Origin of the sequence: Mesorhizobium sp. Primo-A, from assembly GCF_003997175.1 — a bacterium.
Taxonomy (GTDB): Bacteria; Pseudomonadota; Alphaproteobacteria; order Rhizobiales; family Rhizobiaceae; genus Mesorhizobium; species Mesorhizobium ciceri.
Genome location: NZ_RZTG01000016.1, coordinates 1 through 26538, shown reverse-complemented (window position 1 = coordinate 26538; position 26538 = coordinate 1). Strand labels below are relative to the sequence as shown.

The 26538-nt window shown below is 63.2% G+C and carries 26 protein-coding genes and 1 pseudogene; 15 read left to right on the top strand and 12 right to left on the bottom strand.

The features are described 5' to 3' along the window. Positions 1-97: 97 nt before the first annotated feature. From phnC to EOC83_RS26715, 5 genes are all read left to right on the top strand, one after another. Positions 98-955, top strand: coding sequence for a phosphonate ABC transporter ATP-binding protein (phnC, locus tag EOC83_RS26735; protein WP_063169039.1), 858 nt, complete (start codon positions 98-100; stop codon positions 953-955). A 92-nt stretch (positions 956-1047) separates the two neighbouring features. Then, positions 1048-1956 carry a phosphonate ABC transporter substrate-binding protein gene (gene phnD, locus EOC83_RS26730; protein WP_063169040.1) on the top strand — a complete coding sequence of 303 codons (909 nt, stop codon included), beginning with the start codon at positions 1048-1050 and terminating at the stop codon, positions 1954-1956. 57 nt (positions 1957-2013) lie between these two features. Next, on the top strand, positions 2014-2970 hold the full coding sequence (phnE, locus tag EOC83_RS26725; RefSeq protein ID WP_063169041.1) for a phosphonate ABC transporter, permease protein PhnE: 957 nt from the start codon (positions 2014-2016) through the stop codon (positions 2968-2970). 2 nt (positions 2971-2972) lie between these two features. Next, entirely contained in the window at positions 2973-4340 is a 1368-nt protein-coding gene (phnE, locus tag EOC83_RS26720) for a phosphonate ABC transporter, permease protein PhnE (RefSeq protein WP_063169042.1), read from the top strand. Positions 4341-4613: 273 nt separating this feature from the next. Continuing rightward, complete coding sequence (locus tag EOC83_RS26715) at positions 4614-5552, top strand: IS110 family transposase (protein WP_063169043.1); 939 nt, start codon at positions 4614-4616, stop codon at positions 5550-5552. Between the two features lie 216 nt (positions 5553-5768). Here EOC83_RS26715 and EOC83_RS26710 read toward each other — a convergent pair whose 3' ends face one another. The 3 genes from EOC83_RS26710 to EOC83_RS26700 all read right to left on the bottom strand — a co-directional run bounded on the left by EOC83_RS26710 (position 5769) and on the right by EOC83_RS26700 (position 9190). Then, positions 5769-6620 (bottom strand): sugar phosphate isomerase/epimerase, encoded by an 852-nt coding sequence (locus EOC83_RS26710; protein ID WP_063169044.1) that lies wholly within the window; start codon positions 6618-6620, stop codon positions 5769-5771. Between the two features lie 180 nt (positions 6621-6800). Beyond that, positions 6801-7988 carry a Gfo/Idh/MocA family oxidoreductase gene (locus EOC83_RS26705; RefSeq protein ID WP_013529510.1) on the bottom strand — a complete coding sequence of 396 codons (1188 nt, stop codon included), beginning with the start codon at positions 7986-7988 and terminating at the stop codon, positions 6801-6803. Positions 7989-8134: 146 nt separating this feature from the next. Next, positions 8135-9190, bottom strand: a complete 1056-nt coding sequence (locus tag EOC83_RS26700) for a sugar phosphate isomerase/epimerase (protein WP_063169045.1) — start codon at positions 9188-9190, stop codon at positions 8135-8137. Positions 9191-9590: 400 nt separating this feature from the next. On the opposite strand from EOC83_RS26700, the gene EOC83_RS26695 reads away from it, so the two are divergent. From EOC83_RS26695 to EOC83_RS26675, 5 genes are read left to right on the top strand one after another with little or no spacing between them, the layout of a single operon-like run. Further along, entirely contained in the window at positions 9591-10478 is an 888-nt protein-coding gene (locus EOC83_RS26695; RefSeq protein WP_013529508.1) for a sugar phosphate isomerase/epimerase, read from the top strand. Positions 10479-10537: 59 nt separating this feature from the next. Further along, positions 10538-11707 carry a mandelate racemase/muconate lactonizing enzyme family protein gene (locus tag EOC83_RS26690; RefSeq protein ID WP_013529507.1) on the top strand — a complete coding sequence of 390 codons (1170 nt, stop codon included), beginning with the start codon at positions 10538-10540 and terminating at the stop codon, positions 11705-11707. Between the two features lie 2 nt (positions 11708-11709). Continuing rightward, positions 11710-12426, top strand: coding sequence for a FadR/GntR family transcriptional regulator (locus EOC83_RS26685; protein WP_013529506.1), 717 nt, complete (start codon positions 11710-11712; stop codon positions 12424-12426). 5 nt (positions 12427-12431) lie between these two features. Then, positions 12432-13412 carry a hydroxyacid dehydrogenase gene (locus EOC83_RS26680; protein ID WP_063169046.1) on the top strand — a complete coding sequence of 327 codons (981 nt, stop codon included), beginning with the start codon at positions 12432-12434 and terminating at the stop codon, positions 13410-13412. 42 nt (positions 13413-13454) lie between these two features. Beyond that, the gene (locus EOC83_RS26675) at positions 13455-13835 is read left to right on the top strand and encodes a hypothetical protein (RefSeq protein ID WP_063169047.1); all 381 of its coding nucleotides are present in this window, start codon (positions 13455-13457) and stop codon (positions 13833-13835) included. Between the two features lie 18 nt (positions 13836-13853). Here the strand turns inward: EOC83_RS26675 and EOC83_RS26670 are convergent, their stop codons facing one another. Next, on the bottom strand, positions 13854-15149 hold the full coding sequence (locus EOC83_RS26670) for an amidase (protein WP_063169048.1): 1296 nt from the start codon (positions 15147-15149) through the stop codon (positions 13854-13856). Between the two features lie 119 nt (positions 15150-15268). Here EOC83_RS26670 and EOC83_RS26665 point away from each other — a divergent pair, with 119 nt between their 5' ends. Next, positions 15269-15616 carry a GFA family protein gene (locus EOC83_RS26665; RefSeq protein ID WP_063169049.1) on the top strand — a complete coding sequence of 116 codons (348 nt, stop codon included), beginning with the start codon at positions 15269-15271 and terminating at the stop codon, positions 15614-15616. 97 nt (positions 15617-15713) lie between these two features. On the opposite strand, the pseudogene EOC83_RS26660 reads toward EOC83_RS26665, so the two are convergent. Next, positions 15714-16509, bottom strand: a pseudogene (locus tag EOC83_RS26660) (MFS transporter); the annotation flags it as partial. 136 nt (positions 16510-16645) lie between these two features. Between EOC83_RS26660 and EOC83_RS26655 the strand changes: the two are divergent. Continuing rightward, the gene (locus EOC83_RS26655) at positions 16646-17077 is read left to right on the top strand and encodes a DUF4437 domain-containing protein (RefSeq protein WP_013529500.1); all 432 of its coding nucleotides are present in this window, start codon (positions 16646-16648) and stop codon (positions 17075-17077) included. 12 nt (positions 17078-17089) lie between these two features. On the opposite strand, the gene EOC83_RS26650 is transcribed toward EOC83_RS26655, so the two are convergent. The 7 genes from EOC83_RS26650 to EOC83_RS26620 all read right to left on the bottom strand — a co-directional run bounded on the left by EOC83_RS26650 (position 17090) and on the right by EOC83_RS26620 (position 23796). Next, entirely contained in the window at positions 17090-18175 is a 1086-nt protein-coding gene (locus tag EOC83_RS26650) for an ABC transporter ATP-binding protein (protein ID WP_013529499.1), read from the bottom strand. Further along, a complete protein-coding gene (locus EOC83_RS26645) occupies positions 18175-19278 on the bottom strand; it encodes an ABC transporter ATP-binding protein (RefSeq protein ID WP_063169050.1) in 1104 nt (367 codons plus the stop codon). The genes EOC83_RS26650 and EOC83_RS26645 overlap by 1 nt, the downstream gene beginning before the upstream one ends. Then, the gene (locus EOC83_RS26640) at positions 19275-19496 is read right to left on the bottom strand and encodes a hypothetical protein (protein WP_013529497.1); all 222 of its coding nucleotides are present in this window, start codon (positions 19494-19496) and stop codon (positions 19275-19277) included. Before EOC83_RS26640 ends, EOC83_RS26645 begins: the two co-directional genes overlap by 4 nt. Then, positions 19493-20452 carry a carbohydrate ABC transporter permease gene (locus EOC83_RS26635; protein ID WP_013529496.1) on the bottom strand — a complete coding sequence of 320 codons (960 nt, stop codon included), beginning with the start codon at positions 20450-20452 and terminating at the stop codon, positions 19493-19495. The genes EOC83_RS26640 and EOC83_RS26635 overlap by 4 nt, the downstream gene beginning before the upstream one ends. Before the next feature lies 1 nt (position 20453). Next, positions 20454-21359, bottom strand: coding sequence for a sugar ABC transporter permease (locus tag EOC83_RS26630; protein ID WP_013529495.1), 906 nt, complete (start codon positions 21357-21359; stop codon positions 20454-20456). Between the two features lie 65 nt (positions 21360-21424). Next, complete coding sequence (locus EOC83_RS26625) at positions 21425-22741, bottom strand: extracellular solute-binding protein (protein ID WP_013529494.1); 1317 nt, start codon at positions 22739-22741, stop codon at positions 21425-21427. Positions 22742-23100: 359 nt separating this feature from the next. Beyond that, a complete protein-coding gene (locus EOC83_RS26620) occupies positions 23101-23796 on the bottom strand; it encodes a TetR/AcrR family transcriptional regulator (RefSeq protein ID WP_013529493.1) in 696 nt (231 codons plus the stop codon). Between the two features lie 111 nt (positions 23797-23907). Here EOC83_RS26620 and EOC83_RS26615 point away from each other — a divergent pair, with 111 nt between their 5' ends. The 3 genes from EOC83_RS26615 to EOC83_RS26605 are packed head-to-tail and all read left to right on the top strand — an operon-like array spanning position 23908 to position 26406. Beyond that, on the top strand, positions 23908-25104 hold the full coding sequence (locus EOC83_RS26615) for a Tm-1-like ATP-binding domain-containing protein (RefSeq protein WP_063169051.1): 1197 nt from the start codon (positions 23908-23910) through the stop codon (positions 25102-25104). Positions 25105-25117: 13 nt separating this feature from the next. Further along, positions 25118-25984, top strand: a complete 867-nt coding sequence (locus tag EOC83_RS26610) for a phosphoenolpyruvate hydrolase family protein (RefSeq protein ID WP_024504438.1) — start codon at positions 25118-25120, stop codon at positions 25982-25984. A 5-nt stretch (positions 25985-25989) separates the two neighbouring features. Beyond that, on the top strand, positions 25990-26406 hold the full coding sequence (locus EOC83_RS26605; RefSeq protein WP_013529490.1) for a cupin domain-containing protein: 417 nt from the start codon (positions 25990-25992) through the stop codon (positions 26404-26406). The last annotated feature ends 132 nt before the right edge of the window (positions 26407-26538 follow it).

Below are 26538 nucleotides of genomic sequence, written 5' to 3'. Positions count from 1 at the left end.
GCGTAACAAAACTGACATCATCGCGACACGGCAGGTTCATGTGGCTGCGTTAGGCGAGAGCCTGACGATCAATGGTCCCGGACTGGAACCTGCCCCCATGCCAGCAAATTCCGCCACGCTCGAAATCCGCGGTGTCACCCGACGATTTGGCAAGAACACTGCCGTCAGCGACATCAACATCGCGATCCCGCAGGGTCAGATGGTTGGCATTATCGGCCGTTCGGGCGCCGGCAAATCAACCCTCCTTCGCATGATCAACCGTCTCATCGATCCCAGCCAGGGGTCGATTTTTTTTGACGGCGCCGAGGTCTCGAAGCTGAGCGGTTCGCCGCTGCGGCGCTGGCAGCGTGACTGCGCCATGATCTTCCAGCAGTTCAACCTGGTGCCGCGCCTCGACGTGCTGACCAATGTGCTGCTCGGCAAGCTGAACCACCGCTCGACCATCACCAACCTGTTCGGCATGTTCTCCCGCGCCGAATGCGCCGAGGCGGTCGCGGCACTCGAGCGGCTCGACATCGTCCGCACCGCGCTGCAGCCCGCCGGCACCTTGTCGGGCGGCCAGCAGCAGCGCGTCGCCATCGCTCGTGCCATGATGCAGCAGCCCAGAGTGATCCTCGCCGACGAGCCGATCGCCTCGCTCGACCCGCTCAACGCCAAGGTGGTGATGGATTCGCTGCAGGACATCAATTTGCGCGAAGGCATCACCGTCGTCACCAATCTGCACACGCTGGACACCGCCCGCACCTACTGCAACCGCATCATCGGCATGGCTGCCGGCAAGGTCGTCTTCGACGGCCCGCCGGAAGAGCTCAACCGCGAGGCGGTGCGCCTCGTCTACGGCGCCGACAGCAATGGCCAGGAAATCTCCGAGGCCATCACCTCGACCAGCGTTGCCTTCAGCCGAAAGATCGCCGCATCCGCCGGACCGCTCGAGCCCGCATTCCCGGGATATTGAGAGCGGTTGGGATCGCCAGCCCACGTCAAGGGCACCTGTCAAAATCGATAACGCTGCCGGCGCGGGGCCGGAACCTACAGGAGAAATATCCAATGTTCAGGAAGATGGTCTTTGGCGCCGTTTCGGTGCTCGCCATGGCGACCAGCATGGCCCATGCCGCCGACATGAAGGAATTTCGCGTCGGCATTCTCGGCGGCGAAAACGAAACCGACCGGCTGCGCAACTACCAGTGCCTCGCCGACCATTTGAAGGCCGAATTCGGCTTCGAAAAGGTCTCGCTGTTCCCCGCCGCCGACTATGACGGCGTCATCCAGGGCCTGCTCGGCGGCACGCTCGACTTCGCCGAACTCGGCGCTTCCGGCTACGCCAGCGTCGCTCTCAAGGACCCGAAGGCGGTCACCCCGATCCTCACCACCCAGCAGACCGACGGCGCCACCGGCTATTATTCGATCGGCCTGGCGCTGAAATCCTCCGGCATCACCGACATCAAGTCGGCCAAGGGCAAGAAGCTCGGCTACGCCGATCCGGATTCTACCTCCGGCTACCTGATCCCGCTGACCCAGATCCCGAAGGATACCGGCGCTTCGAACGAAACCTTCTTCGCCTCGACCCAGTTCAACGGCGGTCACGAGAACAACGTCCTGGCCGTGCGTGACGGCAAGGTCGACGTGGCGGTGGACGATTCTTCCGGCATCGGCGACTTCAAGGACGGCTACACCTCCGGCACCTTCCACAAGGAAGTCGCCAAGGGCGCCGTCGACCCCAACGACTTCGTCGAAGTCTGGCGCTCGGGTCTGATCCCGAACGGCCCGCTGGTCGTGCGCACCGCGCTCGGCGACGAAATGACCGCCAAGCTCGCCGACTTCTTCACGCAGTTGCCGAAGAAGGACAAGGCTTGCTTCGAAGGCGTCGAGGGCGGCGACTTTACCGGCTACGTCCCGGTTAAGGCGGACTTCTACAACGTCATCGTCGAAGCCCGTAAGGCAGCCATCGGCGGCTAACGGCGAAACCAGGAAGGGCGGCGTCGAGAAAACGCCGCCCTTCTTGCATGTCCGATCATGACCCTTTCCGTGACAGCCCCTTCCGGCGCCACTCACCAGATGGCCGACGCCTGGCGTCGCCAGACGTCCTTGCGCCGGCTCTACACCGCCATCGGTGTCGGCCTGCTCATCACCGCGCTCGGCAGCACCATGTGGTTCGCCGACGAGGCCAATGCCGGGCATTTCTTCGACCGGTTGCCGCATTTGCTGGATTTCCTGAGCTGGCTCGTCCCCAAGGACTGGAACGATGTCTGGCGGGCGATGTTCGACATCACTTCCCCGCATGACACCGGTACCCAGGAATTCAATTTTCCGCTTGGCCGCGCCTATGTCTGGGGCAGCTTCTACATCCCCGAATATTTCGAGCTGATGCTGACCACGCTCAACGTGGCGCTGGTCTCGACCTTCATCGGCTTCGTCTTCGCCGTGCCGTTCTCCTTCATCGCGGCGCGCAATTTGACGCCGCATCCGGTGCTGCGGCTGATCGTCAAGCGCCTCATGGAACTGCTGCGCGCCTTTCCCGAGATCGTCATCGCCGGCCTGTTCGCCGCCATCGTCTCGATCGGCCCGATCGCCGCCATCATCGCCATCGGCCTGCATTCGATCGGCGCGCTGGGCAAGCTGTTCTACGAGATCAACGAGAACATCGACATGCGCGCCGAGGAAGGCCTGAGGGCCGTCGGCGCCAACTGGTTCGAGCGGGTGCGCTTCGCCGGCCTGCCGCAGGTGCTGCCCAACTTCATGTCCTACACGCTGCTGCGTGTTGAGATAAATGTCCGCATTTCCACCATCATGGGCGCGGTCGGCGGCGGCGGTATCGGCGAGGAGTTGAAGCTGTCGATCTCGCGCGGCTTCGGCGCCAAGACGATAGCCCTCGTGCTGCTCCTGTTCACGACGATCTTCATCGTCGACCAGTTCTCCGCCTGGCTGCGCCGCAAGCTGGTCGGCGAGCAGGCTTTCGTGATGAGCGCTTGACCATGGCCACCATGACCGCCGATCAGATCCAGTCGATCGAAGAGCGCTTCCCGCAGGTGTTCCAGCGGCCGTTCCACAAGCGCTTCGGGCCGCTGATGCTGCTTGGCGGCATCTTTCTCTACCTGCTGTACGCCTTGTGGTTCTTCAACCTGCCGCAGGTCATGCGGGAATCGCACTGGGAGCGCCTGCCGCTGTTCCTGACCCAGTGGATCAGCTACGACGTGCAGCCGATCTTCCGCCTCGATGAACCGCAGATCACTGCCAAATATCCACGCTTCTCCGTGCTCGGCCCGAACCCGGATCCGGACTGGGTCAAGACCAATGCCGATGGTTCGGTGACGATCCTGATCGACGGCACCGCCAAGTCGATCACCTTCACCAAGACGCAAGCGACGATAACTGCCAACGGTGAGACTGTCGCGGTCGCGCTCGGCACCGGCAAGCCGCTGATCTCGGGACCGGTTCCCGGCTGGATCACCGCGCATGAGGATGAGGTGGTCGCCGACATGGGCTTTGCCGGCGAGTCCCGCGTCGCCGTTGACCGCGTCAGGATACGCAAGCGGTTTCTAGGCTGGGCAAATTTCGTCTTCGACACGCGTTCGCCTTTCTTCGGCAAGTCGGCAAGCGAAGTCGCTTCGCTGATCGTCTCCGGGCCGGAACTGAAACCGGGCACGTCAAATCTGGCGCTGGCCGGCGACAACATCTGGAACAACGCCCAGTGGCAGCATGGCGATGTCTGGACGAAGCTCCTGCAGACCATCGTCATGGCCTTTCTCGGCACCATGCTGGGCGGCATCGTCGCCTTCCCGCTGGCCTTCTTCGCCGCCCGCAACATCACGCCCAGCCGGCTGGTCAACCAGGTGCTCAAGCGCTTCTTCGATTTCATGCGCTCCATCGACATGCTGATCTGGGCGCTGTTCTTCACCCGCGCCTTCGGGCCGGGACCGCTGGCTGGCAGTGCGGCGATCTTCTTCACAGAGGTCGGCACGCTCGGCAAAACCTATTCCGAGGCGCTGGAGAACATCGACGACAGGCCGCGCGAGGGGATTACCTCGACCGGAGCCAACGGCCTCCTGGTGCAGCGCTACGGCGTGCTGCCGGAAGTGGTGCCGGTGTTCATCAGCCAGACGCTCTATCAGTGGGAATCCAACACCCGCGGCGCCACCATCATCGGCGCTGTCGGCGCCGGCGGCATCGGCCTGAAACTGTGGGAAGCGATGCGCACCAACTCAAACTGGGCCAACGTCTTCTACATGGTGCTGCTGATCTTGGCCGTCGTCTTCATCTTCGACAACATCTCCAACTTCCTGCGCCGCCGGCTGAGCCAGACGATCCACGACTACAACAGGATCCAGGCTGAGCAGGGGTAGGCTTGTGATGCAGACGCGCAAGTCGTCTCGACCGGCGCCAAAGGATCGACCCCCACTCCGTCGAGCTTCGCTCGACACCTTGTATCTACACGAGAGAGATTTCGTGGGATTAGAGCGATTGAGCCAAGGTCCGGGTGGCCGCCCGGACCTTGGCTTGGCGAAGTCGCCCGTACCACCTGAGGTTACAGCCGCGGGAGAGCTTGGGATCTTCGCCTTCATCACGCACGACCGAACAGTCGCTTGGTTCCAACCGTACGCACAAGGCAGGTTACCGTGAACAGGATTATTTGTGGAGTTGATGTTTCGAAAGATTGGCTGGACGCGCATGTCTGGCCTGGCGGAGCGGCAGCGCGCTTCGCCAACGACGCGGCGGGGATCGCAGCTCTTTGGCTGTTCTGCCGCAGCCATGACGCAGTCCTTGCGGTGATGGAGGCATCGGGCGGCTATGAACGGCTGGGATTCATGCTCTTGTGGGCGCACGGCATGCCGTGCGGCGTGGTCAATGCCAAGAGCGTGCGCCGTTTCGCCGAGGCGATGGGCTATCTTGAGAAGACCGACAGGATCGACGCCGCTGTCATCGCCCACTACGGCGCAGTCAAGAACACTGTGCCGACGCCACCGCCAAGCGCCGCCCAGCAGCGGCTTGCCGCGTTGGTTGGCCGGCTTTGCCAGATTGTCGGCGATGCGACCATCAACAAGCAGCGTAGAAGTGCCGCACGCGACGCCGAGGTATGCGCCAGCATCGAGGCGATGCTGGCCTTCCTCAAGCGCGAGCAACGGCGCCTGGAAGGCGAGATTGCCTCGATGATCGATGACGATCCGCTGTGGGCCAGGCTGGAGCAGGCCTTTCGTTCGCTGAAGGGCGTGGCCGGACGCACCGTCGCCCGCCTGATGGCCGAACTGCCCGAGATCGGCCTCATCTCCAACAAGGCCATCGCCAAGCTGGCAGGCCTCGCTCCCTTCGCCAACGATAGCGGCAAGCGCACCGGCAACAGGCATGTGCGCGGCGGACGCGCCGGGCCGCGTGGCATCCTCTTCATCGTCGCAGCCATCGTGGCCAAATTCGATCCCAATCTCAAAGCTTTCGCTCAACGGTTGCAACAGGCGGGAAAGCCAAAAATGCTCATCCGCATCGCACTCGCCAGAAAACTCCTCGTCATCCTCAATGCAAAAGCACGCGATGCGCGCAACGAGTTCGCGAGTGCAACTTGACACCCCAGATAGTCGCTCTCCCCCGATCGACGGGGTAGAGGAAAGCGCCAGGCTGTCCGAGCCGACGCCTGTCCTCTTAGGCCGAGTGTCCCCCAGGCCGAGGCTTCCTTCCTCTCCCTCCGGAGGGGGGAGAGAGGTGGCTCGGCGAAGCCGAGACGGAGTGGGGGAACCACCTGGCAACCGCCGCGAACGCAAATAGAAAATGGGCCAGGGCGCCTAAGCCGCCTTCTTCCACCCGCTCTTGATATGCCTATACCCCTCCCGATAAACCGCTTCCGGGGTCTCTGAAAAATCCCGCCACACCTTGGTCGCCGCCGCCAAATCCTTGAGTGAGCGGCCGAACGCCTCGATCGTCAGCCAATCGTCATAGCCGCTCTTGCGGATGGCGGAAAACGTTTCGGTCCACGGAATGTTGCCGCGCCCCGGCACGCCGCGATCATTCTCCGAGATATGGATATGCACGACATTCCTGCGGTGTTTCGTGTAGGCGCCGATCGGGTCGGCCTCCTCGATATTGGCGTGGAAGGTGTCGTACATCGCCTTGATGTGCGGCCGGTCGATGGCGTCGATATGCTCCGACAGGTCCGCCATCGTGTTGAGCAGGTAGCATTCGAAGCGGTTCAGCGCCTCGAGCCCGATGGTGACGCCCTTGTTGCCGGCATGGTCGCCGATGGCGCGCTGCGAGCCGACGGAGCGCTTCTTCTCCGCGGCCGTCGGCCCAGAGCCGGAAAAGGACCCGAGCGTCGAATGCAGAGGGCCGCTCAGCGTGCTGGCGCCAAGCGCCTGCGCGCAGTCGATCGCCCATTTCATGTAGTCGACACCGGCCTTGCGGGTTGCCGCGTCGGCCGCGATCAAATTCATCGCCGGATCGCCCATGGCCGAAACCGCAGTCCGCTCCAGCCCGATGCGGTCGAGCAGATCGCCGAGCTTTCTATAATCGTCCGGCGTGCCGGCGAAGATCGGTATCTCGACGCCATCGAAACCGGTCGCCTTGATGTCGCGCAGCAGCGGCTCGTGTTTCTTCGACACCGCCGTCGTCCACAAGAACATGCACATGCCGATTTTCATCGACGCCCCCTCCCCTTAGATTCCTCGGATCGCCGGGGTGTTGAGATTCAGGTCAGGCCAAGCCGAAAACGGCTGGTTCCGAGAACCGGAGCGGAGCGTACTTTTGGGTACGTGAGCACCGGAAGCGCAGGAAACGGCCGTTTGCAGGCCGGCCTCACCTGAATCTCAGCGCCCCTTGGACTAGAGCTTCGTCCACGCCCCGTTCTTCTTCGACGACTTCACGCAAGCCTCGATGAAGGCCATGCCCTCGACGCCGTCCTGTATGGTCGGGAAGACGACATCCTTTGCCGGCTTGCCGCCCTTGCGGCGTGCCGCCCGGATGGCGCGTGCGGCCTCCTGGTAGATGTTGGCGAAGCCTTCGAGGTAGCCTTCCGGATGGCCTGACGGCACGCGGCTGACACGGCCCGCCACCGGCAGCGCGCCGGCGCCATTGCGGGTAATCAATTGCTTTGGCTGGCCGAATGGGGTGTACCAGAGATAGTTCGGGTCGGCCTGCACCCATTCCAGCCCACCCTTCGAGCCATAGATGCGCAGCTTCAGCCCGTTCTCATGGCCGGGCGCCACCTGGCTTGCCCAGATCATGCCCTTGGCCGGGTGCGTCTTGCCGGTAGGCTTGAAGCGCAGCATGACGTTGACGTTGTCATCCAGTAGCCGTCCCGGCACGAAGGCGTCGAGATCGGCCGACAGGGAGTCCAGTTCCAGCCCCGAGACGAAGCGGGCGAGGTTGTAGGCATGCGTGCCGATATCGCCCAGCGCACCGCCGGCACCTGCCTGCTTGGGGTCGGAGCGCCACGCCGCCTGCTTCTGGCCTGTCGCCGCCAAATCCTCGGTCAGCCAGTCCTGCGGATATTCGGACTGCACGATGCGGATGTCGCCGAGCACGCCCTTGGCGACCATTTCGCGTGCTTGCCGCACCATCGGATAGGCGGTGTAGTTGTGCGTCAGCACGAACACCTTGCCGGTCTTCTCGACTATCGCCGCGAGCTTTTTCGCTTCGGCCAGCGTCGTCGCCAGCGGCTTGTCGCAGATGACGTGGATGCCGGCCTCGAGGAAAGCTTTTGCCGCTGGCACATGCACATTGTTGGGCGTGACGATGGCCACCGCTTCGATGCCGTCGGGGCGCTTCGCCTCGGCCTTGGCCATCTCGGCATAGGATGCGTAGCTGCGTGAGGGGTCGAGCCCCAGTTCGGCCGCCGAGGCCTTGGCACGGGCCGGGTCGGCTGACAAAGCGCCGGCAACCAGCACGAACTCGTTGTCCAGCCGCGCCGCGATCCGATGCACCGCGCCGATGAAGGCGCCTTGCCCGCCGCCGACCATGCCGTAGCGGATCGGGCCGCCTCCCGTTTCCGACTTCGATGCGCCGACCATATCTTGCTCCTCGCTGTTGCTTGCCCCCCTTGAGGGGAGGTCGATCCGCGCAGCGGATCGGGTGGGGTCGTTGAGGCAGAGCGCGGTGTGAACCGACCCACCCGGCCTTTGGGCCACCCTCCCCGCGAAGGGGAGGGAAAATCGAGCTAGATTCCCATCATGGCGCGCAGCAACTTCTTGTCGGTGGTGCCAGCGGCGAAGTCGTCGAATGCCTTTTCCGTCACCCGGATGATGTGGTGCTCGATGAAAGGCGCGCCTTCGGCCGCACCATCCTCCGGATGCTTCAGGCAGCACTCCCACTCCAGCACCGCCCAGGAATCATAATTGTACTGCGTCAGCTTGGAGAAGATGCCGCCGAAATCCACCTGTCCATCGCCCAGCGAACGGAAGCGCCCGGCGCGGTTGGTCCAGCTCTGATAGCCGGAATAGACGCCTTGCCGGCCGGTCGGGTTGAACTCGGCGTCCTTGACGTGGAACGCCTTGATGCGCTCGTGATAGATGTCGATGAATTCGAGATAGTCGAGCTGCTGCAGCAGGAAATGCGACGGATCGTAATTGATGTTGCAGCGCCTGTGGCCGCCGACCGCGTCGAGGAACATCTCGAAAGTGGCGCCGTCGAAAACGTCTTCAGACGGGTGAATTTCATAGCCGACATCGACGCCGTTGTCCTCGTACACGTCGAGAATCGGCTTCCAGCGTTTGCCGAGCTCGCCAAACGCTTCCTCAATGAGTCCAGCCGGCCGCTGCGGGAACGGATAGAGGTAAGGGAAAGCCAGCGAGCCGGTAAACGACACTGAAGCATTCAGGCCTAGATTACGCGATGCTTTAGCGCCGAACTTCATCTGCTCGACAGCCCACTTCTGCCGGGCTGCGGGATTGTTGTGCACCGATGGCGGCGCAAAGCCATCCATCTGCGCGTCATAGGCAGGATGCACCGCCACCAATTGCCCCTGCAGATGCGTCGACAATTCCGTGATCTCGACGCCGGCGTCGGCGCAAATGCCTTTCACCTCGTCGCAATAGGCCTTGGAAGAGGCCGCCTTCTTGAGATCGAACAGCCGCGCGTCCCAGGTCGGGATCTGCACGCCCTTGTAGCCGAGACCGGCCGCCCATTTGGTGATCGACGCCAGTGAGTTGAACGGCGCGGCGTCGCCCGCGAACTGCGCCAGAAACAGCCCCGGGCCCTTCATTGTCGTCGGCATCGGCATCCTCCCTCATTTCTCTCGCGACCGAGCATAGCGCCGATTGGAAACAGGGCCAGCCACTTTGGTCTTTTCTCAACGGGCGCTTGCACGCACCACCATTCTGGTATTACCAAATGTGGAATTTTGGTCAAGCCTTGCAATGCGCCATCATGACCCCAAAACCACCCGGCGCAGGCATATATATCTCAATATAATCAAGGAAATACTCCACAGCGAAAGTTGCATCCCGGCGCTTCTTGCCGATCCGGATAATTTGCTGTAGACCTCGCTTCAGGCCCAATTGGTCGAACCAGTTTGCGAGAAAAGGCTGGGAACGCCTTGGGGAGGAACCTTTGTGTCGCCTTTTGGCGATGCATGTCGCAGGCGAACCATAGAGACGAGTTGGGAAGGACAGACCATGCATCTTTCGACGCACAACTGGATGCGCGCGGAACCCTTGGAAACGACGCTCAAGCGCATCAAGAAATTCGGCTATGAGTCGATCGAGATTTCCGGCGAACCCGAGCAGTACAAAACCAGGGAGACCCGGGCGCTGCTGAAGGAGCATGGCATTCGTTGCTGGGGCGCGGTGACCCTGATGCTGGGCGAGCGCAACCTTGCCGCCAGGAACCAGGGCCAGCGCGAGCGTTCCGTTCAGTATGTCAAGGACGTGCTGACCATGGTCAGCGAACTCGATGGCGAGATCATCACGCTGGTTCCGGCGACCGTCGGCAAGGTCGTGCCTGACGGCACCGAGGAAGAGGAATGGAAGTGGGTCGTCGACGCCACCCGCGAATGCTTCACCCACGCCAAGAAGGTCGGCGTCAAGATCGCTGTTGAACCGCTCAACCGCTTCGAGACCTATCTGTTCAATCGCGGCGCCCAGGCGCTGGCTTTGGCCGACGCGGTCAGCCCCGAATGCGGTGTCTGCCTCGACGCCTACCACCTCCATATGGAAGAATTTAACGTCTATGACGCGATCCGGCAGGCCGGAAAGCGCCTGTTCGACTTCCATGTCGCCGACAACAACCGCTTCGCCGCCGGTCTCGGCCAGATCGACTGGCCGAAGATCGTCGCCACCTTGCGCGAGATCGGCTACGACGGCGCGCTGACCAACGAGTTCGTCGCGCCCGTCGACCGGACGCCGGCGGCCCCCTATCCCGACATGGTCGAGCGCAATCCGGTCGATATCTCGCCCGAACAGCTGAAGTTCATCCAGGACCACGGCTCCAGCGTGCTCACCGAGAAATTCTACACCGACCAGATGCGCATCAACGCCGAAACGTTGCTGCCGCTGATCAAGTAGTCGACTGCCTCAGGGAAATTCGCCCTTCCGCCCTGACCGGCGCAGGGCTGGGGAAGAATATGCGTATCAAGTCCGTCCAAGCCTGGTGGATCCGCGTTCCGATCGAAGCCGCTCGGCAGCACCGCAGCGACTTCGGTCAGGTGACGACCTTCGACGCCGCCATCCTGCGCATCGAGACCGATGACGGGCTGGTCGGCTGGGGCGAAGGCAAGAACGCCGCCGGCAGTGCCGGCAGCTACGGTGCACTCGTCCACATGCTGAACCATGAAGTCGGGCCGCAGCTGGTCGGCCGCGATCCGGCCGACATCGGCATCATCTGGGAGATGCTCTACAATGGCGTGCGCCACGACAGCGCCGCACGCGGCGGCCACGCCATGCCGCAGCTGGCGCGGCGCGGCATGAGCATCGCGGCGATCAGCGCCGTCGACATCGCGCTGTGGGACATTCTTGGCAAATCGCTTGGCGTTCCTGTCTGGCGGCTGCTCGGCGGCCGCAAGCTCGATCGCATGCCGGCTTACGCGTCCGGCGGCTGGGCGGCCGCCGACGCCATCGGCGAGCAGTTGAAATCCTATATCGCCAAGGGCGGTTTCAAGGCACTGAAGATGCGGGTTGGCGCCATGGACGGCGCGGCGCACATTTCCGCCACCCGCGTGCGCGCCGCACGGCAGGCGCTCGGCCCCGATGTCGAACTGATGGTCGACGCGCACGGCACCTACACGGTGGCTGAAGCCAAGCGCTTCATCCATCTCGTCAACGACCTTGACCTGGCGTGGTTCGAGGAACCTATCATCGCCGACGATAAGCCGGGCATGGCCGAAGTGCGGGCAAGTGGCGCCGTTCCGATTGCCACCGGCGAAAGCGAGGCGACCCGCTACGCCTTCCGCGACCTTGCCGTGCTCAAAGCCGCCGACATCTTCCAGCCCGATCCCGCCTTCTGCGGCGGCATCAGCGAGGCGATGAAGATCGGCACCATCGCCAGCGCCTTCAATCTGCGCTTTGCACCGCATTTGTGGGCCGGCGCGCCCTGTTTTTTCGCAGGCTTGCATGTCTGCGCCGCCTCGCCGTCGAGTTTCACCGTCGAATATTCGCTCGGCGCCAACCCGATGATCCATGATCTGGTCGAAGAGACTGTCGAAGCCAGGGACGGTATGATAGCGATCCCGGAAAAACCGGGTCTGGGATTCACCATTTCGGAGCGGTTCCTGGAGGCGCACGCGCAACGCGGTTGACGATGAAAGAAAAGAACCTTCTCGCGGAACTCGCTGCCTACCTGTTCTCCCATTCGGACAAGGAGAGCGGCCGAACGCCATCGGAGCGCGAACTGGCGGAGCATTTCGCCGTCAGCCGCGGTCAGATCCGCGAGGCGCTGGCCATCCTGGAGGCCATGCGCATCGTTGAGCGCCGGGCCAAATCCGGCATCTACATCGACACCAAGCAGGCCAGTGTGGAGGCCATGGCGCTCTTTGCCCGCGCGGGCCTCCCGCTCGACCCGATCCAGATCTACGAGACGGTCGAACTGCGCAAGATCCACGAGATCAAGGCGGCCGAACTTGCCTGTTCGCGTGCCACCGAGGAGAATTTCGAGCGGCTGCGCGAAATCCTGAAGGCTTCGGAAGAGCGCATCGCCGCCGGCGAAGGGCTTGCCAGGGAAGACCGCGAATTTCACCTCGAAATCGTGCGCGCCACCAAGAACAGCGTCTTCCACAATGTCTGCAGCGTCTACTACATGATGGGCGAGCAGCGCCTGCCGATCTATTTCAACGACCCCGAGCGCAACGTGCGCTCGCATGCCGAGCATATCCAGATCTATGAAGCGCTGCTGCGCCGCGACGGCAATCTCGCACAGGCGCTGATGAGCGCCCATCTGCAGGGCGCTGAGAGCTACTGGAAGGGCCTGATCGAGGGCCATGGCGAGGAGCCGCAAAGCCCGGCGCTCGAAAAAGCCTGACCGACATGGCTCGTATCCTCACGACGCACCCTCTGCACCCGCGCGCCTCGGCTATGCTCTCCGGCGCCGGCGAGCTCGTCGTCGCCTCCGCCATCGATCCGGCCACGCTGGCCGCCGAGGCGAAAAATGCCGACATCGTCATCGTGCGCGCGCCGCTGCCCCCACAGCTTTTCGACGGCGCAAAGCTGCTGCGGGCGGCAATCCGTCATGGCGCCGGGCTCGACATGATCCCGATGGAAGCAGCGACGGCCGCCGGCGTGCTGGTGGCGAATGTGCCGGCGGTCAATGCCCGATCGGTGGCCGAACACGTCATGTTCGTGGCCCTCGCCTTGCTGCGCAACTTCCGCGTCGTCGACCGCGACCTGCGCGCCAAAGGCTGGCTTGCCGGCCGCGAGCACGCCAACGCCAACAGCGAGCTTGCCGGCAAGACGATCGGCATCGTCGGCCTCGGCGCCGTCGGCCAGGCGGTCGGCCATATCGCCGCGCACGGCTTCGACCTGAAGGTGGTGGCAACGACGCGCAGCATGCAGCCGGCGCCGGACAAGGTCGGCTTCCTGTCGATCGACGCTCTCGTCGAGCAGAGCGACATCATCGTTCTGTGCTGCCCGCTGACGCCGGAAACGCGCGGCCTGATCAACCGTGAGCGGATCGCCCGCATGAAGCCGCAGGCGCTGCTGATCAACGTGTCGCGCGGACCGGTCGTCGACGACGACGCGCTGATCGAGGCCTTGCAGAAACGGCGCATCGGCGGCGCCGCGCTCGACGTGTTTGCGACGCAGCCGCTGCCGTCGAACCATCCCTATTTCGGCTTCGACAATGTTATCGTCACGCCGCACATGGCGGGGATCACCGAGGAATCGATGATGCGCATGGGCGTCGGCGCGGCGGGCGAAGCCCTGCTGGTGCTGGCGGGCAAGCTGCCGGTCAATCTGCGCAATCCAGAAGTGGTCGATCACTATCGGCGGCGGTTTCCGGCGAGCCTGTAACCCATCGCGGTTTCGCCCCAATTCTCCGCGACGTTGAGAGCCATGCCCGGTCTCGCCTTCCTCTTTGTCGCTGCCTGTTCGCTCTGTGCCATGCCGGCATTCGCGGCCGAGAGCAGTTATGTCTATTGCGACAACGGGCTGCGCTGCTTCAAGGCGCCCTGCCCGTCCAACAGCGCACTCGACCTTGCCACCGGGACGATCATCAAGGGCGTGTCGATCGACCCCAGCGGCCTGCCGCAGGCCGACAAGGCCATAACCGATCTTTCCGACGCGCTTTATGCAGGCAAGATCGTCGTCAGGGGCTCGATCGAGCACCGCACCCAGACGATCGCCGGCAAGGAGTACAATTTGCCCTGGCTGGTCGCGACCCGTATCGTACGGACCGCCAAGGACAGCGAACGCAAGCACTGTTCGTCGCGCTGATGGGCGGTTCAGCCCTGCTCACGCGCCAAGCAGCTGCTCCACCTCTGCTGCTATGCGCAGCAGGCGTTGGTCATGGCCGTTGCGCGCCACCAGCATCAAGCCGGCGGGCAGCTGAGTGCTCGGCATCGGCAGCGAGATCGCGCAGAGATCGAACTGGTTGGCAACCTGCGTGTTGCGCAGCAGCAGGCCTTCGGTGCGGTCACGCAACCCGGCGTCGTCAGACATCGAGACGATAGTCGGCGCCGTCACCGGTGTGGTCGGCAAGGCCAGCACATCGACCGAGGACAGCCGCTCGTCCATGGCGGCGGCGAGCGCTGTACGACGGCGCATTGCCCGGATGTAGACAGGCGTCGGCAGCATGGCTGCCCGCGACAAAGGTCCGCTGACATGCGGGTCGACCGGTACCGAAGCTCCTGTCGCCAGCCAGTCGGCATGCACTTCGGCCCCTTCCATCGCGGCGATCGAACCACGCTTGGTGGCCGCGCGCAAATCGGCAAGCAGATCGTCGATCGACAGATCCTCGATCCGCGCGCCCGTCTGCTCGATCTTGCCAAGGCAGCGGTCGAACGCGGTCGCCACCTCGTCTTCCGTCTCTTCGAAAAGGACGCCGCGCGGAATGCCTATGCGAAGCCCTGCCAGGGCAATCGGCGTCAGCGCGGTCGGCACCTCACCGGCCATCACGGCGTCGGCGGCGGCACACTGGGCGACGGTTCGGGCAAGCGGACCGATCGAGTCCAGCGTGGCCGACAGTGGGAACGCGCCGGCGAGCGGCACACGTCGCGCCGTCGGCTTGAAGCCGACGACACCGTTGAGTGAAGCCGGAATGCGTATCGAACCGCCGGTGTCGGAACCGATCGATATTTCGCTCGTGCGCTCGCCGACGGAAACGCCGGCGCCTGAGGAAGAACCACCCGGAATGCGATTGGTGTCCACAGCATTGCCGGGCGTGCCGAAATGCTGGTTGTCGCCGATCGCGGTGAAGGCGAATTCGGTCATGTTGGTCTTGCCGATGATAACCGCGCCGGCCTGCCGCAGCCGGCTGACGATCGCGGCATCGCGCAGCGGAGGTGCTGCGGCCTTGAGCATCAGCGAGCCGGCCGTGGTTGGCTCGCCGGCGACATCGAACAAATCCTTGATCGAGACGATGCTGCCGTCGAGCGGCCCGAGCGTCACGCCGGCTTGGCTGCGCGCATCGCTGGCATCGGCCGCGGCCCGCGCGGCTTCGGCATAGAGCTTCGTGAACACACGCTCTTCGCCGGCACGGGCGGCGAGGCGCGCAAGGATGGTTTCCAGATGATCACGGACGGATTGCATTTTCGGTGTCGGACTCCGGACGCCTTGAACGTCTTAAGGGATAGCGGCCAGTGCCTGGCTTGCCGAGACTTAACCCGGCGCAGACGGTTTTGCACCCTGTCGAATGCGAGGAAAATCCGATGCTCTACAAAGGCAGTTGCCACTGCGGCAAGGTCGCCTTCGAATTCAAGGCCGAACTGACCAGCGCCATCAGGTGCAATTGCTCGATCTGCTCGCGCAAGGGCGCCCTGTTGTGTGCCATCCCGCACGGGACCTTGCGGGTCCTGGCCTGGGGCGACGATTTGGGCACCTACACATTCGGCAATCATGCCATCGCGCACCGGTTCTGCCGGGCCTGCGGCATCCATCCCTTTGCGGAGGATGTCCGCGAGGGCCGTGAACGCAGCGCCTACATCAACATCAACTGCGTGGCCGATCTCGACCCCTCGACCCTGTCGGTCTTCGATTTCGACGGGCGGTCGGCCTGAGTTCGCTCGTCGCTGCCGTCACAACGGCGTCGACCCGAAAACCGTGATGGTTCTCGGGCCGACGCGCAGGTGTCAGGGAAGCCTGATTGCGGCGAGGCTACTCGGCCTGCTTCGGGCCGCGCAGGAACACCACGCTGGCCGCCAGCAATGTCGCCGCGCCGCAATGGGCGAAGGCACTGGCGACGCCGGTGTGGTCGACCAGCAGGCCGCCGAAGACGGCGCCGAGCGCGATCGCCACCTGGAACGTCGCCACCATCAGTCCGCCGGCGCTTTCTGCCTGGTCGGGTGCTGCCCGCACCAGCCAGCTCTGCAGCCCGACCGGAACGGCGCCGAAAGCAAAGCCCCAGACCGCAACGGCGGCAGCGGCGATCGTCGGCGAAGCTCCGAAAACCAGCATCGAGGCGGCGGCCGGTGCGATCAGCAAGGGCGCCAGCCCAACGGCTGCCTTGAGGCTGCGCTCGGCCAGGATGCCGCCGGCGACATTGCCGAAGAAGCCGCCAATGCCATAGGCCAGCAGCACCAGCGAGATCGTCTCGATGTCGAGCACGGGGACCTTCTCGAGGAAGGGACGGACATAGGTGAAGCCGGCAAAGTGTCCCGAAGCGACCAGCAGCACGACCAGCAGCGCCACCCGGATCGACGGACGCTTCAGCACGTGGAGCAAGGTGCGGAAGCTTGCCACACCCACGGGGGGGCAATTTCGGAATGGTGGCCAGCTGCACCAGCAGCGCCAGGGCGGCGACCACGGTCGCAATCATGAAGGCCGTGCGCCAGCCCCAGATGTCACCGACATAGGCGCCGACCGGCGCCGCACAGACGGTCGCCAGCGAAACGCCGGTCAGGATGATCGACATGGCGCGCGGCATCAATCGCATCGGCACCATCCGCAGCGCGGCCGTGGATCGCCGGGTCTGGATGAATTGCCAAGCCTTCCGGACGCAATGCCATTGCCGGGCCACCCGCATGCAATAGCTTGCCAGAACCAGGCAGCGAGAGGCCGGCGGCAAGCCGGTCCGAAGAGGAGAACCAATGCCAAATCATCCGAAGCTCATCGCACTCGCCGTCATGCTTGCGGTTCCCGGGCGCGCCTTTGCCCTCGAGGACAGCTACCTGCCGGCCGACAAGATCCCCTATGTGGCGGAAGTACCCGACCAGCCGCATCGTCTTGGCCCATTGTGGGGCGAGCGGGCCAAGGGTCCGGCAGGCACGTTGCTGAAGGTTCCCGGCAACTGGCGCGCACCGGTCCATGCGCACACCGCGGATTACCGTGCGGTGGTCATAAAGGGGATGTGGGCGCACTGGCAGATGGATGGCGGCGAGGCGACCAAGGTCGAACTGCCTCCTGGATCCTACTGGACCCAGAAAGCCAATGAGATGCATGACGACGCCTGCGTCTCCGACACGGAATGCGTGATCCTGCTGATCAACGACACGCCCTACGAAACCTACTTCCAGAAATAGGCTGGGATGCGGCTACGAGGCGTGACGCAAGCTGACGCCGCTGCCCTTGTCGAACAGCACCACCTTGTCGGGGTTCCAGGCAAAGCGCACCGCCTGCTCGATGGCGACGTCGGTCCTGGCCGGCACGGTTGCACGCAGTGTCGCGTCGCCGACGCGCAGCGTCAGGATCTTTTCGACGCCGTGGTTCTCGACGTCGTGGACACGCGCCTCGACCGGCGCGCCGCTCTCGAGATAGACGTCCTCGGGACGAATGCCGAAGACGAGCGGGCGACCGTCGGTCGCCCCGCCCGCTTTGGCTCCCCCTGAAAAAGGCAATTCGAAATTCAGCGGCGCCATCACCGCGCGGCCGTTCACGAGCTTGCCGTCGATGAGGTTCATCGGCGGCGAGCCGACGAAGCTCGCCACATAGGTGTCGCGTGGATTGTTGTAGATCTCATGCGGTGTGCCGGTCTGGACGATTCGGCCATGGTTGAGCACGCCGACCTTGTCACCCATCGACATCGCCTCGATCTGATCGTGGGTGACGAACAGGAAGGTGGCGCCGAGCTGTATCTGCAGGTTCTTCAGTTCAGTCCGCAGCGCCTCGCGCAGCTTGGCGTCGAGCGCAGACAGCGGCTCGTCCATCAGGAACACACGCGGCTTGCGCACGATGGCGCGGCCGATCGAGACGCGCTGCATCTCGCCGCCGGACAGCCGATCCGTCTTGCGGTCGAGCAGATGCTCGATCCGCAGCGTACGGGCGGCACGGTCGACACGGTCCTTGATCTCGGCGTCGGGCAGCCGGCGAATTTTCGGCTTCAGCGGGAATTCGAGATTTTCGCGCACCGTGTAGCGCGGATAGAGCGAATATTGCTGCAGCACCAGCGCCACGTCACGCTCGGCCGCACCCCAGTCGGCAACGTCGACGCCGTCGATGAAGACCTGGCCTTCGCTGGGCTTCTCCAGGCCGGCGATAAGCCGCAGCGTCGTCGTCTTGCCGGCGCCCGTCTCGCCCAGCAGCACGAAGAACTCGCCATCGGCAATATCGAGATCGAGCCCGGTGAGCGCCGTGTGGTTGCCGAAGGTCTTCGAGATGTTCTTGAGCTGGATATGGGCCATCAGAGTCTCACCTCAAGCGACTTGCCGCTTGCCTTGTCGAAGAAATGCGCCTGGGTCGGGTCGATCCTGGCGAAGACCCTTTCACCGGGTCCGGCAACGAAGCCGCTCTTGGTGCGGGCCCGCAGCAACTCGGTTCCGACCTTGAGATCGACGATGTCGAAGGAGCCGAGCGGCTCGACGATATGTGTGTCGACAGGCACGAAGCCCTCGGTCGCCTCGCGCCGGATGAGCACGCCTTCCGGCCGTATGCCAAGCGCCAACTGGCCGCCGGCATGGCCGTTGAGCTTCGACAGCAGGGCTCGCGGGAACTCGAAGCCGGCGGCGGCTCCACCGACCGTCACCGAAACCGAGGACGTCGTCTCGGCCACCGCCGCATCGGTGACATTCATCACCGGGCTGCCGACGAATTGCGCCACGAACAGATTTGCCGGCTGCGAATAGACCTCGTCGGGCGTGCCGACCTGCTGCAAGACGCCTGCGTGCATGATGACGATGCGGTCGGCCAGGCTCATGGCCTCGATCTGGTCGTGCGTGACATAGATGGTGGTCGAGCCCTGCTTGATGTGCAGCCGCTTGATTTCCGCGCGCATCTCCTCGCGCAGCTTGGCGTCGAGCGCGCCGATCGGCTCATCCATCAGCATGGCTTTCGGCCGCCGCACCAGAGCGCGGCCAATGGCGACGCGCTGCATGTCGCCACCCGAGAGCGCCGACGGCTTCTTGTCCAGCAGGTCGGTGATCTGCAGCGTCTTGGCGACGGAGCGCACCTCGCTGTCGATCTCCGTCTTGCTCTTGCGCGTGGCACGCAAGGGGAAGGCGATGTTCTCGTAGACGCTCATATGCGGATAGAGCGAGAACGACTGGAACACCATGGCGATGTCGCGATCGGCGGCCTTCAAATGCTGCACCGGCTTGCCGTCGATGAAGATGTCGCCCTCGTCGATGGTTTCCAGCCCGGCGATGGCGCGCAGCGTCGTCGTCTTGCCGCAGCCCGATTGGCCGAGCAGCACGATGAACTCGTTGTCGGCGATCTTGAGGTTCAGGTCCTTGATGACCTGGACGGCGCCGAAGAATTTCTGGACGCCGCGAAGCTCGATCTGGGTCAATGCTGTGCTCCCGGATTGCGCACCTGGCCGGTGCCGGCCTTCTCCTCGGGCGCGATCTTGGAGGTTACGTTGAAGCCGACGAGCCCGATCAGGATGATGGTCAGGCCATAGCTGTGCAGCAGCATGTTCCAGGGCTGGCAGAGCGCGACGATGCCGAGCACCATCAATATCTGCGACCCAGGTTCAAGGTATTTCTGGTTGAAGGCGCGAAAACTCATTTGCGGATCGCTCCGAAGGACATGCCGCGCAGCAGATGATTGCGAAGCAGGAAGGTGAAGATGGCGACCGGCAGCAGGAACAGGAAGGTTCCGGAGGCGATCACCGTCCAGTCCGGCAGGCCCGAACCGACCTGGCTCGGGATGAAGGGAGGCGCGGTCTGGGCGCGGCGGTTGGTCATGATCAGCGCAAAGGCGTATTCGTTCCATGCGGTGATGAAACAGAACACGGCGGTGGCGGCGATGCCCGTGGCGGCCTCCGGCAGCACGATCTTGAAGAACGCCTCCATGCGCGTGTAGCCGTCGACAAGCGCGGCCTCCTCATATTCCTTCGGAATCTCGTCCATGAAACCCTTCATCAGCCACACGGAGAAGGACAGGTTGAAGGCGGTGTAGAGAATGATCAGGCCCAGATGCGTATCGTTGAGCCCGACTGCCCGGTACATCAGGAACATCGGGATGGCGACCACCACCGCCGGCAACATGCGCGTCGACAGGATGAAGAAGAGCAGGTCCGCTTCCCCCTTCACCTTGAAGCGCGAGAAGCCATAGGCGGTGAATGTCCCCATGCCGACCGCCAACACCGTCGAGGTGATGGCGATGATGAGCGAGTTCAGGAAGCGGCTCGGATATCCCGACCATTGCACCTGGCCCTTGCCGTCGCGCACGATCTTCTCGCCGCCGTCGAACACGACGCGCTCCCACCACGGGGCGGCGGCATATTCTTCGGCCGACGGCGGGCTGCGCAACTGTGAGCGCTTTGTGAAAAGTTTGACGAAAGGCGAGATGGTCGGCTCGAACATCACCGTCGGCGGGATCGTCGTGGCCAGGTTGCGTGGCTTGAACGAGGTCGCCACGATCCAGTAGATCGGCGCCAGGAAGATGATCGTCACCAAAAGGACGGCGACAATAGCGACCTTGTTGAGCGCCCGTTCACCCGAAGTCTGGACGGCCGCCATCTCAGCGCTCCTTAACTTTGTTGAGGTATTTCACATAGATGTTGGTGATCGCCAGCACCATGATCAGCACGATATAGGCAAGCGCGCAGGAGCGCCCCGTCTGCCATTCCTGGAAAGCCATCTTGTAGAGACGGATGGAAATCACCTCCGTGCTCGGCTGCGTCGACAGCACATAAGCAAGATCGAAAGTCTTGAAGGCTTCCATGGTGCGGAAGATGACCGCGATCATCAGGATCGGCGCGACCAGCGGCAGCGTGATGCGGAAGAAGGTATAGAACGGCCCGGCGCGGTCGATCGCGGCAGCTTCGTAAAGATGCTTCGGCACCGCCGAAAGCCCGGCGAGCGACAACAGCATGACGAAGGGCGACCACATCCAGATGTCCGTGAACGCGACCGCGTAGAGCGCCATCTTCGGGTCGCCGAGCCATTGGAATTTGCCGAGGTCGAGCACGTAGTTGATGACACCCCAGGACGGATCGTAGAGCAGCTTCCAGAACAGGCCGACCACCGCCATCGAGAGCATCATCGGCAAGAGCAGCAATGTCGTGATCAGGCCCTTGAGCGGAATGGTGCGATTGAGCAGCATTGCCGTTCCAAAGCCGACGACAACCTGACCGACGACCGAGACGATGACGTATTTCGCGGTCACCGCGAAATTGTTCCAGATATAAGGGTCGCTGAGGAGCTCGCGATAGTTCTTCAGTCCGACGAAATTGGCCGGCGCATTGGTCGATGCGCGGAAGTCGGTGAAGGAATAGCCGAGCGAATAGATCAGCGGAAAGATGTTGAAGACGATCAGGAACACGATCGTCGGGATGATGAAGAGGTTGCGTATCGAAATGTCGCTGAGGCCGCGAGAGGCGGCTCTGGAGGAGGTATTCAGCGGTGTGATCATTGTGGTCGCCAAGACCTGCTCCCATTCCTGAAAAAGAAAACGGAGGAGGCGCAGGCCTCCTCCGCACTACATGTCGGTTATTGGCCGCGGCCGTATTTCTTGAACGTGGCGTCCCAATCCTTCGCCAGCGCATCCAGCATTTCCTTGGCCGTACCATCGCCGTTTACGATGTACGGATAGACACGCTGGTTGAGCTGCTGCAGCAGTTCCGCATACTCCGGCACCGCCCAGAAGTCCTTGACCTTGAACATCGTGTCGTAGAAGGCCTTGTTGTAGGGCGTGGCGTTCTGGAACTCGGCCGATTCCAGCACGGCCTTGTTGCAGGTGTAGCCGCCGAGGGCCGCCCACTTCTTCTGCGTATCGTCCTGGATGAACCACTTCAGGAATTTCATCGCCTCTTCCTTGTTGTTGGAATAGGAGACGACGGAAATGCCCTGGCCGCCGAGCGCGGCGAACTGCTCGCCACCTGGACCTGCCGGGTTGGCGAAGAAGCCGGTGTTCTTGGCGTTCGGGTTCGACGCCTCGTTGATCAACGAGGGGAAGAAGGCGAAGTAGTTCATGCTCATCGCCGCCAGGCCTTCGGTGATGGCCTGGTTGTTCTCGACGAAAAAGGCGTTGGTCCAGCCCGGAGGCGTGAAGCCGAACAGCTTGCGGTAGTTTTCCGCCGCGGCCACCGCCTTGTCCGAGTTGATGATGCCGTCGACCTTGTAGGTGCCGAAGTCGCCGAGCTCACCGCCATACGAGAACAGCGCGTTCTCGAAGCCCATCGCCAGGCCGTCATACTGGTTCTGTGTGTAGATGGCGATGCCGTAGCGGTTCTGGTCGGGCCTGTTGAAGAACTCCGCGATGTCGGTCATTTCCTTGAAGGTCTTCGGAACGGCAAGGTCGTAGCCATACTTGGCCTTGAACGCTTCCATTTCCTTCGGATCCTCGAACCAGTCCTTGCGGTAGGCCCAGCCCACGGCGTCGCCCTCGGCCGGGATCGACCAGTATTTGCCGCTGTTGCCGGGATATTCGGAGTAGAACTTGACCGTCGCCGGAGCCATCTTGTCGAGAACCTTGTTCTCTTTGACGAAGTCGGTGAGGTCGACATAGTGACCGCCCTCGGAGGCGGCACCAAGCCATTGCGAGTCGCCGACGACCAGGTCATAGGCGCTGCCCTTGGCGTTGAACTCGGTAAAGGCCTTGGTCTGGAAGTCGGCCCACGGGGTGGTTTCCACCGTGATCTTGACGCCGGTTTGCTTCTCGTACTCGTTGCCGAGCTCCTGCAGATAGTTTGCGGGATCCCATTCAGCCCAGAAGATGGTGAGTGACTTTTCCTGCGCGTAAACGGACGTTCCGCAGGCAAGCGTTAAGCCGATACCAGCAAGTACGCTGGTCACTAACTTGCGCATAATGATTTCCTCCCTTGTGCGCGTTCTACCTTATCGTGCGAGCCGGCAACGTGGCCGGCCCTGGTAGTTCCTCCCGTGATCGCACCTTTCCGGTTTCGAGCCTCCTCGCCCCGCCGGAAAATGGATCGCAGCCCTCACTTTCGATCCGCTTTTCTGATCCAATCTGGTATTACCAATTTTGCATGCGCGTCAAGCCCTTTCTTGGCAGCTTGACGTGGCCATTTCCATCGGATTACCGCTTTATCTGCCTGTTTTACCAAGATTTTCCTACTCAGTGATATGATCGGGTATTGTCCAATACCCCACCCAACCGCTAAGATCAGTAGTGTGCATGCCAATCTGGTCGAACCAGTTAGGCTCTATTTCACGACTGCCTTCGGATCGAGGCTGCCTCCTTCATCGACCGATTCCGCCACTGCCGCACGCACCAGCGCCCCGGCCGCCCACTGTGCGACCGACATCGTCCGGCGGCTGTCCAGCCCCCAGATATCCTTGAGCACGATCAGCACCTCGACGCCGAAGATAAGCGACAGCGCCTGTGCCAGCCGCTTGAAGTCGCGCGGCGGCAAACGGCCCTTGAGCGGCGCGATCGCATCCTTCAGCAGGTCGATGCGGTGGCCACGCGTAAAGGCGGGCTCACCGCCCAGCGTGCCGGCCTGACGCCGCGCCCATTGATCGAGCGACAGCTTCAGTGCTGCCTTGAACGTAGCCTCGAAGGCCTCGATGCGCGGCATGGCCGTGTCGAACAGCTCGGCGACCCGGCGCTCGGCATCGGCGGAGGTCGATTGCCAGGTGAGGATTGGCCCCAGCCCCTCGTCGACGACGGCCTGCACCAGTGCCGACTGGCTCGGGAAGTAACGATAGGCGGTGGCGCGGGAAACCTCGGCCGCCTCGGCGACCTCGCTGACCGAGGGCGTGACGCCCGCCTGCATCAGCCTTGTTGCCGTCTCCAGCATCAGCCGTTTGGTCCGCGCGCGCGGCCCACGTTCGGGCACTGGGCCGGTTGCCCGTTCAGCCTCGTCGCTCGCAGCGGATTGTTGACGTGAGACATTCATACCAATACGATACGCACGTCTCAAAAATTTGCAATGGCGTCCGCATCGTCGAGTGGCCCGGGCAATGAGCGATGGGGGCGGCATCGCGCCTGCCAGGATTGGGAGAGCGCAATGAAGCGTATCTATGTGGTGGGGACCGCGGACACCAAGGGCGAGGAACTCGCCTTCCTGGCCGATGCAATCACGGCTGCGGGCGCCCTCGTTTGTCGTGTCGATGTCGGAACGCGCGACGCAACCATCCCCGTCGATATCAGCGCGAGGGAAATCGCCGACCATCATCCCGGCGGCAGTGAAACCGTGCTCGGCGGCAATGATCGCGGCGCCGCGGTCGCCGCAATGGGCATCGCCTTCGCCCGCTTTGCCCAATCGCGCAACGACATCGCGGCCATGATCGGCATTGGCGGCGGTGGCGGCACATCGATCGTCACGTCGGGCATGCGCGCCCTGCCGCTCGGCCTGCCCAAGATCATGGTCTCGACGCTCGCCTCCGGCGACACCGCTCCCTACGTCGATGTCTCCGACATCATCATGATGCCTTCTGTGACCGACATGGCCGGACTGAACCGGCTCTCCCGTGTCGTGTTGTACAACGCGGCTCAAGCCATATCAGGCATGGCGGCCAGCCCGGCGCCACCACCCGACGGCAAACCATCGATCGGCCTCACCATGTTCGGCGTCACCACGCCTTGCGTGACCGCCATCGCCGACCAGCTCCGTTCCGGATATGACTGCATGGTCTTCCACGCCACCGGCACTGGCGGCCGCAGCATGGAAAAGCTGGCCGACAGCGGCTTGCTGTCCGGCGTCGTCGACATCACCACGACCGAAGTCTGCGATCTTCTGTTCGGCGGCGTGCTGCCGGCGACGGAGGATCGTTTCGGCGCCGTCGCACGCACGGGGCTGCCCTATGTCGGCTCCGTCGGCGCGCTCGATATGGTGAACTTCTGGGCGCCTTCGACCATCCCGGAGCACTATCGCGACCGGCTGTTCTACGAACACAATCCCAATGTCACGCTGATGCGCACCACGGCGGACGAATGCCGTGCGATCGGCGAGTGGATCGGCACCAGGCTCGCCCGCTGCGGGGGACCGGTGCATTTTCTCATCCCGGAAAAAGGCGTCTCGGCGCTCGACATCGAAGGCGGCGCCTTCTTCGACCCGGAAGCCGACGCCGTTCTGTTCGATGCCATCGAGCGCACCATCAAGCCCAACGGCAAGCGCCGCGTGACGCGCCTGCCGCTGCATATCAACGACCCGGAATTCGCAAAGGCAGCAACAGCGGCCTTCCTCGACATCGCCAGACAGTGAGAGACCTCAAAAAATGCCCGCCATACCGCGCAAGGACATCTTGAAGAAATTCAGGGGAATGATCGACAAGGGCGTGCCGATCGTCGGCGGCGGCGCCGGCACCGGCCTGTCGGCGAAGGCCGAGGAGGCCGGTGGCATCGACCTCATCATCATCTACAATTCCGGCCGCTACCGCATGGCCGGGCGCGGCTCGGCCGCCGGCCTGCTCGCCTATGGCAACGCCAACGAGATCGTCAAGGAAATGGCCTATGAGGTGCTGCCTGTGGTCAGACACACGCCGGTGCTGGCCGGCGTCAACGGCACCGACCCGTTCGTCATCATGCCGCTGCTATTGGCAGAGCTGAAGACGATGGGCTTTTCCGGCGTGCAGAATTTTCCCACCATCGGCCTGTTCGACGGCAGCATGCGGCAGAGCTTCGAGGAAACCGGCATGGGCTTCGGCCTCGAGGTCGACATGATCGCCGAGGCGCACAAGCTCGATCTCTTGACCACGCCCTATGTCTTCAACCCGGATGAGGCCCGCGCCATGACCAAGGCCGGTGCCGACATCGTCGTCGCCCATATGGGTGTGACGACAGGCGGCTCGATCGGCGCCACGTCAGCCAAGTCGCTCGACGACTGCATTCAGGAGATCGACGCCATCGCCAATGCCGCGCGCTCGGTGCGCAAGGATGTCATCCTGCTTTGCCATGGCGGCCCGATTTCGATGCCCGACGACGCCCGTTACATTCTCTCCCAGGCCAAGGGCCTGCACGGCTTCTATGGCGCCAGCTCGATGGAACGGCTGCCGGCGGAAGCCGCGATCGCCAAGCAGACGGCCGATTTCAAGGCCGTCGCGCTCGGCGGCCAGAAGACCACATTCAAGAAAAAGAAGGGATGAGTGAGATGACCGACAAGAGCAAAGTGTTCGTGTACCCGAAGGACGTCAGCGCCTTCGGCTTCGACTGGGGAAAATTGGCGCTGACGGTGGCGCCCGAAGTGAATGGCGCAACCCGCTTTTCCGGCGGGGTCGTCGACCTGCCTTCCGGCAAGGGCCACACGCGCCACAACCATCCGGGCGCGGAAGAAATCATCTTCGTCATCTCAGGCCATGGCGAACAGATGGTCGAGGACGAGAAGGGCAATCCGATGGTCGAGAAGGTCGGCCCCGGCTGCACCATCTACGTGCCGGAAAGCCGCTTTCATTCGACGCTCAACACCGGCGACGGGCCGATGCAGCTGTTCGTCGTCTATTCGCCGGCAGGACCTGAACTGGTTTTGCGTGAGCTGCCGGATTTCAGGCTGATTCCGCCGGGGCAGTGATCTTTCCTCGGTTCCGGCTCCGACCTCTGCCCTCGGGGAGAGGTCGGATTGCCCCGAATTGCTTTTCCCGGATGGCAATCCGGGTGAGGGGGCAGCAGCCTCAATACCAGCTAGGCCGTCCCACCCCTGTTC

Excerpts from the sequence above, each read along its gene's own strand:
- EOC83_RS26665 (WP_063169049.1), top strand. The coding sequence starts at position 15,269 with ATGCTCTACAAAGGCAGTTGCCACTGCGGCAAGGTCGCCTTCGAATTC.
- EOC83_RS26615 (WP_063169051.1), top strand. The coding sequence starts at position 23,908 with ATGAAGCGTATCTATGTGGTGGGGACCGCGGACACCAAGGGCGAGGAA.
- EOC83_RS26655 (WP_013529500.1), top strand. The coding sequence starts at position 16,646 with ATGCCAAATCATCCGAAGCTCATCGCACTCGCCGTCATGCTTGCGGTT.
- EOC83_RS26690 (WP_013529507.1), top strand. The coding sequence starts at position 10,538 with ATGCGTATCAAGTCCGTCCAAGCCTGGTGGATCCGCGTTCCGATCGAA.
- EOC83_RS26705 (WP_013529510.1), bottom strand. The coding sequence starts at position 7,988 with ATGGTCGGCGCATCGAAGTCGGAAACGGGAGGCGGCCCGATCCGCTAC.
- EOC83_RS26710 (WP_063169044.1), bottom strand. The coding sequence starts at position 6,620 with ATGAAAATCGGCATGTGCATGTTCTTGTGGACGACGGCGGTGTCGAAG.
- EOC83_RS26670 (WP_063169048.1), bottom strand. The coding sequence starts at position 15,149 with ATGCAATCCGTCCGTGATCATCTGGAAACCATCCTTGCGCGCCTCGCC.
- EOC83_RS26625 (WP_013529494.1), bottom strand. The coding sequence starts at position 22,741 with ATGCGCAAGTTAGTGACCAGCGTACTTGCTGGTATCGGCTTAACGCTT.
- phnD (WP_063169040.1), top strand. The coding sequence starts at position 1,048 with ATGTTCAGGAAGATGGTCTTTGGCGCCGTTTCGGTGCTCGCCATGGCG.
- EOC83_RS26695 (WP_013529508.1), top strand. The coding sequence starts at position 9,591 with ATGCATCTTTCGACGCACAACTGGATGCGCGCGGAACCCTTGGAAACG.
- EOC83_RS26640 (WP_013529497.1), bottom strand. The coding sequence starts at position 19,496 with ATGAGTTTTCGCGCCTTCAACCAGAAATACCTTGAACCTGGGTCGCAG.
- EOC83_RS26685 (WP_013529506.1), top strand. The coding sequence starts at position 11,710 with ATGAAAGAAAAGAACCTTCTCGCGGAACTCGCTGCCTACCTGTTCTCC.
- EOC83_RS26700 (WP_063169045.1), bottom strand. The coding sequence starts at position 9,190 with ATGCCGACGACAATGAAGGGCCCGGGGCTGTTTCTGGCGCAGTTCGCG.
- EOC83_RS26650 (WP_013529499.1), bottom strand. The coding sequence starts at position 18,175 with ATGGCCCATATCCAGCTCAAGAACATCTCGAAGACCTTCGGCAACCAC.
- EOC83_RS26680 (WP_063169046.1), top strand. The coding sequence starts at position 12,432 with ATGGCTCGTATCCTCACGACGCACCCTCTGCACCCGCGCGCCTCGGCT.
- phnE (WP_063169042.1), top strand. The coding sequence starts at position 2,973 with ATGGCCACCATGACCGCCGATCAGATCCAGTCGATCGAAGAGCGCTTC.
- phnE (WP_063169041.1), top strand. The coding sequence starts at position 2,014 with ATGACCCTTTCCGTGACAGCCCCTTCCGGCGCCACTCACCAGATGGCC.
- EOC83_RS26620 (WP_013529493.1), bottom strand. The coding sequence starts at position 23,796 with ATGAATGTCTCACGTCAACAATCCGCTGCGAGCGACGAGGCTGAACGG.
- EOC83_RS26635 (WP_013529496.1), bottom strand. The coding sequence starts at position 20,452 with ATGGCGGCCGTCCAGACTTCGGGTGAACGGGCGCTCAACAAGGTCGCT.
- phnC (WP_063169039.1), top strand. The coding sequence starts at position 98 with ATGCCAGCAAATTCCGCCACGCTCGAAATCCGCGGTGTCACCCGACGA.
- EOC83_RS26605 (WP_013529490.1), top strand. The coding sequence starts at position 25,990 with ATGACCGACAAGAGCAAAGTGTTCGTGTACCCGAAGGACGTCAGCGCC.
- EOC83_RS26675 (WP_063169047.1), top strand. The coding sequence starts at position 13,455 with ATGCCCGGTCTCGCCTTCCTCTTTGTCGCTGCCTGTTCGCTCTGTGCC.
- EOC83_RS26610 (WP_024504438.1), top strand. The coding sequence starts at position 25,118 with ATGCCCGCCATACCGCGCAAGGACATCTTGAAGAAATTCAGGGGAATG.